The sequence below is a fragment of the Leptothoe sp. ISB3NOV94-8A genome (genome assembly GCF_043421595.1).
In the GTDB taxonomy this organism is placed as follows: domain Bacteria; phylum Cyanobacteriota; class Cyanobacteriia; order Phormidesmidales; family Phormidesmidaceae; genus Leptothoe; species Leptothoe turfae.
Map to the genome: position 1 here is coordinate 569,890 of NZ_JAXSQW010000001.1, position 16,005 is coordinate 585,894.

General features: G+C 48.8%; 14 protein-coding genes and 1 riboswitch. Of the genes, 9 read left to right on the forward strand and 5 right to left on the reverse strand.

The genetic code is table 11. The features are described 5' to 3' along the window. Positions 1–144: 144 nt before the first annotated feature. A complete protein-coding gene (locus SPB21_RS02345; protein WP_163669064.1) occupies positions 145–1,521 on the forward strand; it encodes a sensor histidine kinase in 1,377 nt (458 codons plus the stop codon). Between the two features lie 28 nt (positions 1,522–1,549). On the opposite strand, the gene SPB21_RS02350 is transcribed toward SPB21_RS02345, so the two are convergent. The 4 genes from SPB21_RS02350 to SPB21_RS02365 form a co-directional block, all read right to left on the reverse strand. Beyond that, positions 1,550–2,347, reverse strand: a complete 798-nt coding sequence (locus SPB21_RS02350; protein ID WP_163699185.1) for a helix-turn-helix domain-containing protein — start codon at positions 2,345–2,347, stop codon at positions 1,550–1,552. A 71-nt stretch (positions 2,348–2,418) separates the two neighbouring features. Then, on the reverse strand, positions 2,419–3,153 hold the full coding sequence (locus tag SPB21_RS02355) for a pseudouridine synthase (RefSeq protein WP_163669068.1): 735 nt from the start codon (positions 3,151–3,153) through the stop codon (positions 2,419–2,421). Positions 3,154–3,313: 160 nt separating this feature from the next. Continuing rightward, positions 3,314–4,519 (reverse strand): PAS domain-containing sensor histidine kinase, encoded by a 1,206-nt coding sequence (locus SPB21_RS02360; protein WP_499865305.1) that lies wholly within the window; start codon positions 4,517–4,519, stop codon positions 3,314–3,316. A 264-nt stretch (positions 4,520–4,783) separates the two neighbouring features. After that, on the reverse strand, positions 4,784–4,954 hold the full coding sequence (locus SPB21_RS02365) for a DUF4278 domain-containing protein (protein WP_006519530.1): 171 nt from the start codon (positions 4,952–4,954) through the stop codon (positions 4,784–4,786). A 42-nt stretch (positions 4,955–4,996) separates the two neighbouring features. Then, positions 4,997–5,117: riboswitch (Glutamine riboswitch) on the reverse strand. Positions 5,118–5,287: 170 nt separating this feature from the next. On the opposite strand from SPB21_RS02365, the gene SPB21_RS02370 reads away from it, so the two are divergent. The 8 genes from SPB21_RS02370 (at position 5,288) to SPB21_RS02405 (ending at position 14,732) form a co-directional block, all read left to right on the forward strand. Then, entirely contained in the window at positions 5,288–6,097 is an 810-nt protein-coding gene (locus SPB21_RS02370) for a creatininase family protein (protein ID WP_499868661.1), read from the forward strand. A 58-nt stretch (positions 6,098–6,155) separates the two neighbouring features. Then, the gene (locus tag SPB21_RS02375) at positions 6,156–6,911 is read left to right on the forward strand and encodes an ROK family protein (RefSeq protein WP_490793050.1); all 756 of its coding nucleotides are present in this window, start codon (positions 6,156–6,158) and stop codon (positions 6,909–6,911) included. Between the two features lie 200 nt (positions 6,912–7,111). Further along, a complete protein-coding gene (locus SPB21_RS02380; RefSeq protein ID WP_163669074.1) occupies positions 7,112–8,629 on the forward strand; it encodes a glycosyltransferase family protein in 1,518 nt (505 codons plus the stop codon). Positions 8,630–8,651: 22 nt separating this feature from the next. Further along, positions 8,652–9,635, forward strand: a complete 984-nt coding sequence (locus tag SPB21_RS02385) for a glycosyltransferase family 2 protein (RefSeq protein ID WP_163669076.1) — start codon at positions 8,652–8,654, stop codon at positions 9,633–9,635. Positions 9,636–9,743: 108 nt separating this feature from the next. Next, positions 9,744–11,342: a hypothetical protein gene (locus SPB21_RS02390; protein ID WP_499865307.1), complete on the forward strand. Its 1,599-nt coding sequence runs from the start codon at positions 9,744–9,746 to the stop codon at positions 11,340–11,342. Between the two features lie 54 nt (positions 11,343–11,396). Further along, positions 11,397–12,344 carry a lysylphosphatidylglycerol synthase transmembrane domain-containing protein gene (locus tag SPB21_RS02395; RefSeq protein ID WP_163699195.1) on the forward strand — a complete coding sequence of 316 codons (948 nt, stop codon included), beginning with the start codon at positions 11,397–11,399 and terminating at the stop codon, positions 12,342–12,344. A gap of 130 nt (positions 12,345–12,474) precedes the next feature. Next, positions 12,475–12,846 (forward strand): hypothetical protein, encoded by a 372-nt coding sequence (locus tag SPB21_RS02400; RefSeq protein WP_499865309.1) that lies wholly within the window; start codon positions 12,475–12,477, stop codon positions 12,844–12,846. Positions 12,847–12,878: 32 nt separating this feature from the next. Then, a complete protein-coding gene (locus tag SPB21_RS02405; protein WP_499865311.1) occupies positions 12,879–14,732 on the forward strand; it encodes a caspase, EACC1-associated type in 1,854 nt (617 codons plus the stop codon). A gap of 235 nt (positions 14,733–14,967) precedes the next feature. On the opposite strand, the gene SPB21_RS02410 is transcribed toward SPB21_RS02405, so the two are convergent. Next, positions 14,968–15,819 (reverse strand): aldose epimerase family protein, encoded by an 852-nt coding sequence (locus SPB21_RS02410; RefSeq protein WP_499865312.1) that lies wholly within the window; start codon positions 15,817–15,819, stop codon positions 14,968–14,970. Positions 15,820–16,005: the final 186 nt, after the last annotated feature.

Genomic DNA, 16,005 nt, shown 5'->3' on the forward strand with positions numbered 1-16,005 from the left:
AGTTTAGAGTGTTACACAATCTATGATGTCGTGAACTCACTTATCTGACCAGCTTCTGTTAAGCATGTTTTCTGTCAGGCTTAAAACAGAATCATCCTGCTGCTGTCATTTTAATCCTGAGGTTTTTCATTGACACAATCTCCCATGTTCCAGACCACCCGCCGCCGTTTGGCGCTGTGGTACACGGCCATCACCGGTATTCTGCTGATCCTTTTTGCCAGCGGCGTGTACTTCTATGTGCGCAATACGCTGGTGGAGCGGGTAGATGACACCCTAAATCATGTGGTAGAGGTGGTGCAGCGCTCATTGGTGATCGAAGCCGCAGCACCATCCTCAGGTCGGGTGCTGACCGCTGCAGGTGTTAAAGGGCAAGCTCCCCTACAGGTGAATGTGGAAGATAGCTTTCGCGATAATGCCCAGACCCTAGAAGACGACCACATTGACATTGAATGGTTTGGCCCCAACGGTCAACTACAGTGGAGTACCCTGTCAGTCCCTAGCAACCTGCCACTTCAGGTAAATGCTGCTGGGGAAACGGTGCATCTTAGACATCGTTCAAACAATGGTCAGAACGATGGCGAGGATACCGATCAGGTACTCCGGCAAATTAGCCGCCGAGTGCAGATCAACAACCAGGTACTGGGCTATTTGCGGGTTAGTCATCCCTGGTTTGAGGTGAGCAAACCCAGCCGTCAGTTGGTAATCGATCTCAGTGTTTGGTCTGGGCTGGTCATGGTGGCCACTGGCACCATTGGCTGGCTCCTGTCGGGGCTAGCCATGGCCCCGGTACGCCAGTCCTATCAGCAGCTCAAGCAGTTTACGGCGGATGCCTCCCACGAACTACGCAATCCCATTGCCGTCATCCAAACCAATGTGCAGGTGGCGCTGGCGGATCCTGAGCCGGATGTGGAGTTTCAGCACAGTCAGCTACAGGTGGTAGAACGGTTGACCCGGCGCTTGGGTCGCCTAGTCGACAACCTGCTGTTTCTGGCTCGACAGGATGGGGGGCTAATACCGATGCAGTGGGAGCACCTGGACCTTAATAAACTGCTATTAGACGTGATTGAAGAACAGTCTCTCGTAGCTCAGGGGCAGGGGTTAGATTTGATTTATAATCCCATGCCATCTGAGGTGTCCATGCCTGGCGATCGCGACCAGTTGATTCGCCTATTTACGAACCTGATTAGCAATGCTATCCAGTACACCCCCGAGGGGAAGGTGACCGTCACTCTAGCCACTACTCAATGGCAAGGCCAAGAGGCATCCAAAGTAACCGTATGCGATACTGGTATTGGGATCTCAAAAGAACTACAGCCCCAAGTGTTTGACCGGTTTTATCGGGTGGATAAGGCCCGCAGCCGTCGTGATGGAGCAGGCTCGGGGTTGGGATTAGCGATCGCAAAAGCCATCATCACTAACCACCAAGGCCGCATCCAGCTAGAGAGCCAGACTGGACAAGGAACAACGGTAACGGCAACGCTGCCTTGTCATATAAAATCCGAATTCATTAAACCCGATTAACCATGGATAACCCAGTAGGGGCATGCTACTACCAGACTAAACTGGCTAGCTCACCCGGTGTGCTGGGAGTAAACGTTTGTTCAACGACGGTGCCAGGTTTACCCATGGGTTTGGCCGTTCCTTGGTTGTAGGTCAAAACCACGCCCCCTGCGTTACCGGCACGAATAGTCAGAGACTCTTGAGCCGTCCAGGAACGTTCAGCTCCCTCCTGCAAAATCCCTTCATACGCCTCATCGCCATCAGCCGTCACGCGTACCCAAGACTGTTGAACGAACTCGACATCTACCACAATTGGCTCTTTAGGAGCCGGCGTTGTCTCGGCCTGCTCAGGTGACACTTGAGCAGGTGCCGTGGGCGCAGCTTGTCGAGGAGCTAACTGTTCAGCAGTGGCAGAATCCACAATGGGCTCAGCGGCATTTTGCGGAATTGCACGCTGCATGAGGTATGACAAGCCGCTGACTGAGATTGCAATTAGGGCCACGTAGGCAGCATACAAGTGATAGGGACGCAGCTGGACAGACTCATAGGACCAGTTACGACCCCCTCCTTTCAGGGCAGGCATTGCCACATAGTTCTGAGATAGAGCCTTACCGTCAAGACCCAACACATCCGCGTAGCGTCGGATTAAACCACGAATATAAATAGGCTCAGGCAGCTCAGATGTTTGAGCTTCTTCTAGGGCCATTAACAGCCTGGAACGAACTAAAACTTTACCGGCCACTTCGTCTAGCGTCTGACCACTTGCAACACGAGCATCACGTAGCATAGACCCTATGGCCAATAACTGCTCATGCTGCGGTTTACTCGTGTAGCCTTGCCGTTTCATAAGTTCAAAATGTTTCTTAACAATTTAACCACACTGACGTGATCCAAGCATACGTTGTTGGAAATGGTGAATCAGAGAAGACTCAAGAGTTTCTTAGTCTCTTCTGATGTTAGGTGACGACAATGCCCCAACGGTAAATCTCCTAGACAGATAAAACCAATGGCACTGCGATGAAGACTAATGACAGGATGACCTAATTGCTCAGCAACACGACGAATCTGACGATTACGACCTTCACGCAAAACAATCTCTAGCAACGTAGGGGCGTTAGGGTGCAACACCCTAACCTCTGCAGGCGCGGTCATTTTGCCTGCTAAATTCACACCAAGACGCCACTGGTCTAAACTGGCCTGATTGGGAGAACCTTGTACCCTCACCCGATAGGTTTTGGAAATATGGTGCCGGGGATGGGTCAAGGTTTGAGTCAGTTGGCCATGGTTGGTGAGTAACAGTGCCCCAGTAGAATCCGTATCTAGACGACCTACAGGATGTAAACGAACATCGCCTTGACGTAGTTCCTGGGGAAGCAAATCAATCACCGTTTTGCGACCTTGGGGATCATCGCAGGTGGAAACTACGCCCCGAGGCTTATTTAGCAGCACATAGTGATTCTTTGGACGATTGTCTGGTTTGAGAGAACGGCCATCAATCCGAATATCATCCACCGCTGGATTGGCCCGTTGACCAATGTGGGCCTTAACACCATTGACGGTGATATGCCCTTGAGAAATCAACAACTCCGACTGACGTCGTGAGGCCACACCCCACTGTGACAGAAGCTTCTGAAGTTTTTCGTCGGATGACACGGGTTTAGACAATAACAGCTTAGACAATGCTCCCAACCAAATATATTCTTTTGAAGATCAACCTCGGGTGCATGTTACAGCACTTTAACTAAGCCTGTTAATACAGAAAAGTTTGAAGCTCTGTCTTAGTGTACATCAGTGATTCTACGTAATGAACACGTTACTTAGACACCGAATAGTCTGCATCTGTCCTGTTCAGAGACTTGGGCAGCCAAACCTGTAGCCAAGCGCCTCCAGTTTCAGGGTGGTTGCGAGCTTGTACAGTGCCTTGATGAAACTCCACAATTTTTTGAACAATGGATAATCCCAATCCTGTGCCTTTTGAGATCGCATCATCCCCCGAACGAGTGCGTGATACATCGGCGCGATAAAAACGATCAAAAACAAAGGTCAAATCTTTTTCTAAAAACCCTTCACCACAGTCAAAAACATCGAGTAACATGCCCTGAATACCGGCTTTATCAGAAGGTTGGTAATGGACATAGATAGTCTGATGCGAGGGACTGTATTTCAGTGCGTTGTCCAATAAATTGAGCAACATACGATATATCAATCCGCTGTTAACGGCTACGATCGCATGGTCAGGCCCTTGGTACTCCAAATGCTTATCCCACTGTTTTGCCTGGGGTTCTAAACTTTGCCACGCCTGCTGTAGTAACTTAACCAAGTCGGTTTCTTCTAATTGCTCCTGCTGGCGATGTTCTATATGACTTAGGCTCAGCATGTCATCGACTAACGCACTCAAACGATTCACTTCCCGCAATAGTCTATCGGCCCAGTTGACGAGGCTGGGATCAATCCGATTGCGTAGGGTTTCGCCCACCAAACGAATTGACGTTAGCGGAGTTTTTAACTCATGGGCCACATCTGACGTCCAGCGATCCCGTTGCTGTGCCAGGGTGACGGCTTCCTGGCGGTTCTCCAGAAATATGCCGACATGGCCACGACTTAACGGAATGCCGTAACCGCTCAAGGGATAGACCGGTCCTTCTAAAACATTGGCGGGATCAGGGGAAATCGACCTGAGTGTCCATTCCTTTTTGCACTCAATCTGGCTTTCACGAGTCTGTTCAACAAGGTGGTCCAACTCATAGGATCTTGCGATCGCCAGGAGCAATCTGGGGGATGTGTAGTCAGTCTGCTCAATCCCTAAAAGCTGCCTGGCCTTAGCGTTACACCAGAGCAGACGATTTTCCTCATCGATTTTCAAATACCCCAACGGTGCATATTGTAGAACCCGATTGTTTTCATCGACTTCAGTCTGTAGCTCATCCACCAGTGTGCTCTGATTGGCAATGGCGCTGGCAATCTGAGCTTCGTAAGAAAAAAATTGGGCCTCAGGCTGGATACTGATACGTTCAAACAAAGCTTTCCGCCTAGCACCAGAACGTAGGCGGGCAACCAAAAGAAACAATAATCCTATTGATAAACCTGCTAGGAAAGAGAGCACAGCACAACAGACTTATGGCTCTCAGCATAATACCCCAGGTCAAGAAGCAAGAATGATATTCAATTGTCTAATAAAAAAGGCTCCTTCAAACTAGAAGGAACCTGTGAAATCAAAACAAATTGAATGGAACAGTATAGCTGTTCTATACGCACCCTTGTAACGAAAGGGAAACGCTAAACCTTAGCGGACCTGAGCACCGCGATACTTTAGACCATGTACATGACCATGTGCAGAGCCTACAGCCTTTTTCACACGATAAGATGCGCCACGGTAACGAACAACATCACCATCTTCAACAGCGACGTTGCGCTCAGGAACAGTGTATTTAACTCCACGGTAAGACAGTTGCATGGATTTCGCCTCCTTAATAATCAGCGTAGAGAGTTAAGATGAGGCGCGTTCCTTCAGTTGGACAGTCAATGGCTAACAGTCAATGGCCACCCTTCCTACTTCCGTTCCCATCAAGACCAAACGCAACTGGTAGATGCAATTAATCCGGAGAGGAATGAACGTTTCGTTTCTGTATTTAAATATACAGAAGGCAAGATTATATTGTCAATCTTTTTTTGTTTTCTTTTAGAAGCTTACGTGTATTGGCTTAGGGCACAGAATTAATTAAGAGCTCCAATTTCTGACTGTAGAGGCGTTCCATGGAATGCCTCTACAGTCTCTACCCCGCTTATGATGAACCAAACTATTCCGTCCCATCGCTTCTACCCCTACCTCACCTGGCAAGACATCGACACCATGGCTGATAAGGAGCAGGTTGTGATTATCCAACCTGTGGGTGCCATTGAACAACACGGCCCTCACCTGCCCATAGCGGTTGATACAGCCCTGGGACTCGCCATCATTGGCCGTGCCCTGGAGCAATTAGGGCCATCGATTCCGGCCTATTGCCTGCCGCCGCTTTGCTATGGCAAATCTAACGAGCACTGGGGTTTTCCGGGCACCATTACCCTATCAGCGTCAACCCTAATGGCTGTGCTCACAGATGTAGCAGAGAGTGTTTATCGTGCTGGGTTTCGCAAACTAGTATTCCTTAACTCCCATGGCGGACAACCCCAGGTCCTGGACATTGTGGCCCGCGATATCCATCAGAGACAGCCGGATTTTTGGGTATTTCCCCACTTTGTCTGGCAAGTGCCCCACCAGGTAGGCCAGCTGCTAAACCCCCAGGAGCGTCAGGAGGGTATTCACGCCGGGGATGCTGAAACCAGTTTGATGCTGGCGATTTTACCCGACCAGGTTCACATGGACCGAGCCGTTAAAGAATATCCACCTAAACCTGATCATGAAACGCTTTTAAGCTTGGAAGGTGCGCTGCCCTTTAGCTGGACCACCCGTGACATTTCTAAAAGTGGCGTTGTCGGGGATGCAACCGTAGCCACGGCGGAAAAGGGCGAGCAAATTTTGGCCGATGTGGCAACTGGCTGGGTAACAGTTTTGGAAGAAATTTATCGGTTCGAACCACCCCAGCGTTGGCGTGAGTGATCGAGGGGCAGAATAGGAGGCACTTGCCATTACCACCTAACCTGGCCAAGGAGTTTCCATGCTAACCACTAAGCAACCTGCCCCCAATCAACCTGACACCCAGAAAGCCGCAACCGATCAAAAAGCAGCGGTTACATTGGCCATCGATATTGGTGGCAGCGGCATTAAAGTGATCCTGCTAGATGCAGCGGGTCAACCCCTGGGGGAGCGAGCACGGCTCAAAACCCCATCACCAGCTAAACCGGAGACGGTGATGGATGCGATCGCAAAACTCGCTGCTGACCAACCCGCTTTTGACCGCGCCTCCGTTGGTTTTCCGGGTGTGGTGCGTCACGGTATCACCTACACCGCCGTCAATCTGGACAAATCATGGGTTAACTATCCCTTAGCCGAACGCTTAACTCAGCGATTAAACTGCCCTGTGAGAGTAGCCAATGACGCTGATATTCAAGGCTTTGGGGCAATCTCAGGGGAAGGTGTGGAGTTAGTCATTACCCTGGGCACTGGATTTGGCTCTGCCCTATTCGTCAATGGTCATCTGGTGCCTAACTTAGAAATGGCTCACCATCGCTTTCGCAAAGCAGAATCCTATGAAGAGCAGTTAGGCCGGGCTGCCCTTGAAAGAGTGGGTAAGGAAAAATGGAACCGCCGCTTGCAAAAGGCCATGGATTCCCTTGGGCACTTATTCAACTACGATCACCTCTACATCGGTGGTGGTGAAACCAAGCACATCACTCTGAAGCTGCCACCTAATGCTGCCATTGTACCAAACGTATTGGGGCTGCTGGGTGGAATTGCCCTATGGCGAGAATGAGAACACCTGCATTCTTCCTATCAATTCTTTTAATATCCGATTTAATAGAAAAGGGGATACCGCTGCTGTCTCCCATTGAGGCAGCGGGCACCATGTATTAGAAAGTTTTGAATTTTGAGCAAGCTGTTGGCTTAATCCTCAAGATTTAGGCTGGTTCTTATTTTGATTTCTAAACACGCGAACACCAATTAAATTTCCATATGACTGGCCAGGTAAAGGATCCACCAGCAAAACACCATCAGCTTTTTGGGTGTCCGACCATTGCTTTATTTGTTGCTATTAGTCTGATCTATTTGGCCTTCCTCAAACCAGGTATTTGGGGGGTGGATGGCAACGATATGTTGCACATGTCCCAATCCCTGATTCAAAAGGGTAACTTTTCTATTCCTGAAGGAACAGGGGGCATCCAGGGACCGGATGGACAATTCTACTCTATTCGTTATCCACTACTGCCCATCATTGCCATGCCCTTTGTTTGGTTCGGCATGATCCTTGGCGAGGCGTTTAACTTGCCTGTGAGGTACACATCCGCAAGTTTAGGCCTGGTGCTCAACATTTTGCTAACAGCTGCTACCGCTATCCTGATTTATGCCTTAACTCTAAGACTGGGAGGGCAGCGTCGGGGGGCCTTTATCGCCGTCATTGGCTATGCCTTTGGCACCACGGCCATGGTCTATGCCCGTGAGTTTTTTGCTGAGCCGCTTTTAGCGTTCATCATTACCCTGGCCCTCTATCTGGCATTTGGAAAATACCGTTGGGAGCATTGGACAAGCGGGTTATTGGTTGCCTTGGCCATTGCGGCTAAACCGGCTGGCATTCTCCTGGGTCCGGTGTTGGCCCTATATTTTTTGCTGCGACGCTGTAGCTGGGATCGCATTTTGGCCCCCTGCCTTGGCACCGCCATCGGTGTTGGTCTGTTTCTGGCCTATAACTATGTCCGGTTTGGCAGTTTTACCTCATCGGGGCAAGACACCTCGCAGTTAGGCGGAGACGGCTTTTTGATGCGGGCTCTGGGGCAGTTAGTTAGTCCTGGTAGCGGCGGTGGTTTGTTTTGGTACTGCCCTCCCACAATTTTGGCCATTGTTGGTTTTTGGGTATTGTGGCAGCGTCGTAAGTTGGAGTTTGTTGCCCTATTTGGCATTGTGGCTAGCTTTTGGCTGCTGCACAGCGGCTGGGACTTTAATGGTTGGAATTGGGGGCCTCGTTTCTTAGTCCCCATCATTCCGGCGATGATGGTCGCTGTTGGTCTGTTGGGTAAGCGTTGGCGGATGCCGTTAGTGGGCCTGATTGTGTTGGGTTTCTTGGTCAATGCCCCCATACTATTGACCTACTATCAGCGTTATTTTGCTGAGGTTTCCGACCAAAGTATGGATTTGCTGATGCAAACCGTGTCGCTTTGGAGTGAGCCTTCCCAGGCACCGATTTTTAATATTTGGGGTGCAGCTGGGCGACAGTTAACGGATGCATTTAATACCCCTGTGCAAGAGATCATTAGCAATGTCGGTGAACCGCCACCGCGTGGTGAATTTACGAAAGCTGAGTTGCTAAGGATTGTGGCCGTATGGTGGTGGTTTTTACCCGCCGTGGGTCTTCCCATATGGGTTGGAGTTGCGATCGCAGCCACCATGGTAGCCATCGGTATTGCACTCCTACGCCTCAGCTGGCAGATCGGGTTAAAGCCCCCTATTAAACTAAAATCGAGCCAAATCCCCTTCTAGGCAAGCATCACAGGCATCTCCTATGAAACTTATTATTCAAATTCCCTGTTACAACGAAGAAAATACCCTGGGGGTTACCCTGTCGGAACTGCCACGGCAGGTGCCTGGTGTGGATCACGTTGAATGGCTGATCATTAACGATGGCAGTGTTGACCGCACGGTGGATGTCGCCAAAGAGTGGGGGGTGGACCACGTTGTCAACTTTGACCATAACCAAGGACTGGCCCGTGGATTTATGGCCGGCTTAGATGCTTGCCTCAAAGCTGGAGCCGACATCATTGTCAATACCGATGCTGACAACCAATATTGTGCAGCGGATATTCCTAAGCTAATTGAGCCAATTCTCCATGGCGAGGCTGAAATTGTGGTTGGCGAGCGTCCGATCATGGAAATCCAACACTTTTCGCCCATCAAAAAGATACTGCAACGCCTCGGTAGCTGGGCTGTGCGGGTAGCCAGCAGTACCCCCGTTGCCGATGCTCCCAGCGGCTTTCGCGCCATCAGTCGCAATGCGGCCATGCAGCTTAACGTCTTTAACGAATATACCTATACCCTAGAAACCATCATTCAAGCTGGGCAAAAGGGTATGGCGGTTGCATCGGTCCCTATTCGTACCAACGGCTATCTGCGGCCCTCTCGTCTGGTTAAAAGCATTACGTCCTATGTGCAGCGGTCTCTATTTACGATTCTGCGCATCTTTATCACCTATCGTCCCCTGTCGTTTTTTACGATTCTGGGGGCGATTCCCTTTGGGCTAGGCTTTTTACTGAGTGTTCGCTGGATCTGGTTGTTTCTCACTGAGTTTGAGCAAACCGGGCGCAGTCATGTGCCCAGTCTGATTTTTTCAGCCATCTTGATTTTAATTGGCGTTCAGTGCTGGATCTTTGGTTTGATTGCCGATTTGATGTCGGCGAACCGGAAGCTGCTGGAGGATATTCAGCTGCGTCTGCGACGGTCGGAGATTGAGGAGCACATGAACAAGCATCGAGAGAAAGAAATGAGGTAACGCTTTATTCTTTTTGGTGGACGGTGCCCACCCTCCTGCGCTCCTGGATTTCTTTGCCTTGTTGGGTTTTGTGCCTCAACCGCACCCTATGTTTATTCCCCCGCTTATATGAAAGACTTATTTGCTAAAGCCGCCCTCGCTGAAATTCCTAAAATTCTGACATTGCAGGACCGTAACCCCCACAGTCCTAACTACGGCTGCTTTGATCGCAATTATTGGCAATACAAGATTATTGACTTTCCCAGTGGCATGTCCCAGGAGTTTGTCTGGCCCCTAGCATTGGTCTACGACATGCCACTGCCGGATAATCCTTACTATCAGCAGCCCAATATTAAGACCTGGGTAGAAGCAGGAATTTTGTTTGCGGCGAAGAGTGCCCACCCGGATGGGTCCTGTGATGATTATTTCCCCTTTGAGCGAGCGGGTGGGGCAGCTGCGTTTTCGTTACTAGCCTGTTTAGAAAGCTATCGATTGTTGAAACTGGAGAATCAGCAGGCTCTCAAATTTTTTGAAACTCGGGCTGATTGGTTAGCCCACCACCAAGAAAGCGGTCGTCTGACCAATCACCAGGCACTGATTGTTCTATGCTTAGAGCTAGCCTCTCGGGTCCTGAATACGCAGAAATGGCAGGGGGCAATTCAGCAACGATTGGAGCAGGTGCTGTCCTGGCAGGATTCTGAGGGATGGTTCCAGGAGTATGAGGGCTGCGATCCGGGATATCACACCCTGACGATTGCTTGTTTGGCTCGGGTGTATGACCTGGGCGATCGCAACGATGAGCGGTTAAGGGATGCGATCGCAAACGGTGTCCGTCTTGCTAGCCATTTTGTCCACCCCGATGGCTCCTATGGCGGTGAGTACACCAGCCGCAACACCTACAACTATTTCCCCCATGGCTTCGAGCTAGTGGGCCGCTGGATGCCTGAAGCCCTGAGTCTCAACGACCGCTTTCTCAAAGGTCTGCAAAATGGGTGTGGCTCTTGCTATGCCGATGACCACATTGTTGGTCACCACACCTGGAATTATTTGCTGACCTGGAAAGATTTTGTCGATGTTCGCCCACCGACGCAGCCCCCACATCTGGGGCGCGTGTGGTTCCCCAATGCCCGCATTCTGATCGACCAGCGAGCCGACACAAAGCTTTACCTGGCCCTAAATAAAGGTGGAGCCTTTAAGTTTTTCCGTAATAACAAGCTGGTCCTTTCAGATACCCAGTTTTCATTACAGGTAAAAGACAGCGGCAAGATAAAAAATGCCGTTGGTCATTTAGTCGGCGATTATCAATACGACATCCAGGAGAACCAAATCACCATCGAAGGCCCTTTAGGTTGGGCTAAACAAAAGCAAATGACCCCCCTAAATCTAATGATTCTGCGGGTGGTGATGCTAACGGTTGGTCGATTTTTCCCTAATTTGATCCGTAAGCTATTGCAAAAGATGCTGATTACCGGCAAAAATGACGCTCCATTCCGATTTCAGCGAACGTTTCAATGGCAAGACGGTCATTGGATGCTCACAGATAAGCTTATCGCTACCAGCGGCTGGAACAATGTTCTCACCGCTGGTATCGGTAGTGACCAGACCTCTATCTATGTCGTCATGAGCCGTACATTTCAGTCAGGTCAGCTGCAACCCTGGAAAGATTTAACTAATGAGGTGCATTCTCTTTCGTCGACTCAGCCTCTGGAGGTTGAACGGCAATTGTAGGCTGATTTTCCCAATGTACAGGCGTTCCATGGAACGTCTCCACCTAAAAATCATATGAAACGTTTTATATCTATTTTTGTTAGCACCCTCATTTTGGTGATCTTGTACAACAAGATCAATTTTCCCGAGCTCATTAAGGTTTTCCGAGAGTGCGATCCTTTCTGGATGGTGGTGAGCCTGGGTATGGTTATTCCCATTACATTTTTCACCGGTTGGCGGCTAAAGCAGCTGATTCCTGTACAGGCAAAACTCAGCATTTGGGAGGCCAACAAACTAATCTTGGCCGCCAGCGTACTCAACATGGTGCTACCCTCAAAAATGGGCGACATTGCTAAGTCTTACTTTATGAAAGAGAGAGGTCATCTCAGCGGTACCCTGTCTCTATCTATTGTCATTTTTGAAAAAGCCTGCGACATGTTATCGCTGCTACTGTGGTGTGCCTTTGGCCTCATTCTTTACCCCCAGAAAGATGCCTTCTTTTGGACCATGACTGCAGGCATTCTCGGCGGTTTAATTTTTGGTCTTTTGATGCTGGGGTCCAAAAGGTTTGCCAGAATAGGATTCACCACAATGCGCCGCATTGCCCCTAAAAAAATTGCCGAAAAGCTGGCCTCGTTTCAAGACTCCTGGGACGAAATGCATGATTATTTTTGGGGTAATCCTACCCAGCTAACTCGCATTGCTGGCATGTCAATTTTTGTTTGGTTTCTGCACCTATTGCAGATTTGGCTCTTTATCCTGGCGCTGAATGCCTGGGCACCACCTGTGATAAGTTTCGCCCTTTCGCCTTTAGCAATTTTGGCTGGTTTGTTGCCTCTCACCTTTGCCGGTGTCGGCACCCGTGATGCCGCCTTAGTTGCTCTTTACGCGCCCTACTTTAGTGCAGCAACTGGCGCTGCCTTAGGCGTTCTGTGCACCTCTCGCTATTTCTTACCCGCCATCGGTGGCTTACCTTTCTTGAACCAGTACTTGAGCACCGTCAAACAATTTAAAAAAGCCTAGAGCCAATAGACAATCTACAAAGATTCACTCTGCTCCACATGGGCATAGGGAATGCACACTATGCTTTGTGTATCAACCTGAGACCCCTTAAGTGGGGGTTAGAAAATTAAATAAATTTTCACGCCAACCCATGTCAGACGCCACTGTTAAGTACACCATCATTTTTAATGACCCCGAACTAGACAACGAAGAACGGGATGAGGAAGTGGATAAGCTCTTGCCACAAATTCGAGAGCTGGAAGATGTAGTCGTTGCCCGCGTCAAAGATCCTAGCCCACCCATTGGGAATAAGTCTTTGGGTGGCTTTTTAGTGGGTGTCCTCACCGCTGAAGTCAATGCAGCCAATGCTAAACAAGCCTTCGAATTTCTGCGCGACCGTCTAGGTGGAAAGACTATTGAGCTGGAGGTAGAAGGCAACGGTAAAAAGCTCAAGGTCAGTGCCAGCAATCGGGCCGACTTAGAAGCTGCTATTCAACAGGCTCAGGCATTCATTGCAGCCTAATGGCTAGCATCACATAGGGAGAGAGCGTAAGTATGGCTAAGGTCGCTTTAATTGTAGGTGTCAGTGAGTATCAAGCTGGCTTGGCCCCTCTCCCTGGCGCTGTTAAGGATGCTGCTGCCATGAAACAAGTCCTGGAGCAGCAGGGCAATTTTGATGAAATTCAGGTCCTTGAAAACCCTGACCCCCTAGAGTTACAGGAAGCGGTTGAAGTTATTTTTTCAGGCCGAAAAAAAGAAGACTTGGCATTAGTCTTTTTTTCGGGTCATGGCATTAAAGACGATAGGGGCCGCTTGTATTTTGCTACCCGTCTAACCCGAAAAAATGCTAGGGGCGAGCTGGTGAAAGCCACGGCAGTGCCAGCTAGCTTTCTCCACGACATCATGGACAATAGCCGCTGTAAACGGCAAGTCATTATTTTAGACTGTTGCTTTAGTGGGGCCTTTGCAGAAGGGATGCAGGCTAAAAGTGATGATACGGTTGACCTGCAAACCCAGCTAGGTGGAGAAGGTCGGGCCGTTCTCACGTCTTCTTCTTCAACACAATATTCCTTTGAACAAGATCAAGAAACCCTATCGGTTTATACCCGATTTATTATCGAAGGCATTCAAACTGGTGCAGCCGACACTGACAATGATGGGTTTATCTCCATTGATGAGCTCCATGAATATGCCAGCGCCAAGGTGCAAGAAGCCGCTCCAGCAATGAGGCCCAAAATCTACATCGTAGAAGAAGGGTTTAAAATTCATGTGGCTCAAGCACCGATAAATGATCCTAAACTGCGCTATCGCAAAGAAATAGAACAGTTTGCTAGCCGTGGTGAGATCTCAGCCATTGGTCGCTCCACCCTTAATGTCTTACAAAAGCAGTTGGGCATTTCAGCTGATGAGGCGGCCACCATTGAGGCAGAAGTCCTGCATCCTTATCAGGAATATCAACAACGTTTGCAGCAATATGAAACTGCGTTTACTCAAGCCGTTCAAAAGCAGCAACCGATTACCCAAATAACCCGTAGCGAACTCGATCGGTTTAAACAGGTCTTAGGGTTAGAAAATGTGGATGTAGCGCCGATAGAGGCAAAATTTGCCCCCTCACCTGAACCAACGCCAGCCCCTCAGCCTGAACCAGCACCTGTAGTTCAGCAAATCTCACCGTTATTGTCTCCTGAGGAGAAACCACAGTCTAAGTCGATTAACTTTCTGTGGTTAATGGGGAGTATTGCAGGTGTTGGGGTTATCGTTGGTGCGATCGCACTATTCACAAACGTCTCTTCTAACCCAACTATCAATAATCCTGATATCCCCACTATTGAGATTCCCGATACCCAGGATCGTGATGCTCAAATTCCCGATACCGAATCACCCATAGGCAATCCACAACTAATATCTAATTCTTCAACGCTTTATAATCACCCTCACAACTTATATCAAGTCGTCATTCCCAAATCTTACACAGTGGAAGAGATTAAATCTGACACCATAGACAAAGTAGTTTTTAAATCATTAGATGGTCATTTTACGGGGACAATTAATGTAACAACTATTCAAAGTCCTATACCAACAGATGAATTCAGCGAATATGTCCTAAAAGATGTACCCGACTTTAAACATGTTCGATACCGCGATGGTAGTGCTTGCACTCCTCCACCCGAAGGCTTTGTGTGCAAAGCTTGGTACGGCAATGATAATAGGGGTAAGCCGGTAAAAGGGGAACGCATTGCCCGACAGCTAGGCAATAAGGTCTATATCATGGATCTCCATAGCGTAGATGAAACGTTGCTTAAATACTCTTCAGTTGCAAGACAGATGGTTAGAACATTCACACCCTTTGAGCATAAAGCAAGCGTTAACCGGGCTATTCACCTAGCTCCTATTACACCAGGCAATTAAGCTGAGTACTGCTGATAACGACTGTCACCAATTACAATTTTCTCTCATACAAAATCCTGACTGATAGCGCTCGGTATCGCAGGGCATCCACAAGGGAGTGCCCCTACAGAATGGTCCATTTTAATCAGGTTTAATGAATTCGGATGGATGTCAGATGGCAGCTTGCAGGCTTAGGAGTTAGGGGTCAGGGTTCAGTGAGCTACTAGAACTCTGACCCCTAACTTCCTGATACCCTCTAGCTAATGGTCATAGAAATAACAGTTTCCACAGTTTCTTGGGGGGCTGCACTTAGCAAAAAGTCGCCGGTATTGATAGCATTGCGAGGACCACTCCAAGGCTCTAGACAATAAAAATCTTTTCCTTTTACGGTCCAGAAAACCAGGGTGGAATAATTCTCGTCATAGGAGATGGTTAATGTAGTATCACCATCTTTTACAGTGGCTGTTTGTCCTTCAAGATTAATGAAAGCAAAGTCAATCTCTTCTTGATCAAAATCAAATCGACCATTATAAGCAAATACATCTCTACCACCCTTGATTTTATAATCGGTAGACGGGATTTCGAAGACGAGCTTGGTCTTATCGGCTACTGCAAAATATGGGTGAGTGCCCGTCGAAAAAGGCATGGGCTGGCCAGACAAATTTGTGTGACGGAAACGCTGCTCCAATGTATTGCCTTTAAGGGTGTAAATAAAGTCTAACTGGAAATCAAAAGGATAAACAGCGCGAGTCTCATCGTTGCTTTTGAGCGTGATGGTTAAACTAGCTCCATCATCGGTGGATTTTTGGGTTACTTCCCACGGCGATGTGCGGCCAAAGCCATGCTGCTTAAGCATGTAGGTTTCGCCTGCAAGGGTATAGGTGTCGTCTACCAGGTTGCCGCAAATGGGAAATAGTAATGGAATACCACCTCGCACCGAGAGGTTAGGATCTTTGAATCGTTCTGTATCTAGATAGAAGACCTCTTTTCCCTGGATTTGCCAGCTAGTGACGATGCCCCCACGCTCTGGTACTACAGCCACCTGGGAATCGCCATCAGTCAATAAATAGGTTAAATACTGCTGTTTTTCAGTCGTAATAGTACTCATAGGGGTTTCCTCGGGGCGTTGCTTCTAAACACTGCCATAGGATAGTCCTTTTGCCATGCAATCTGGGACACCACCACGGAATCTTTATGGGCTTTGTTGCCCGATTGCCTCCGTACACAATCTATACAGAATCCGTTTCTACTTTCTCCTTACGCTAATATTCTGGCTAACCTTTATTCACTATCG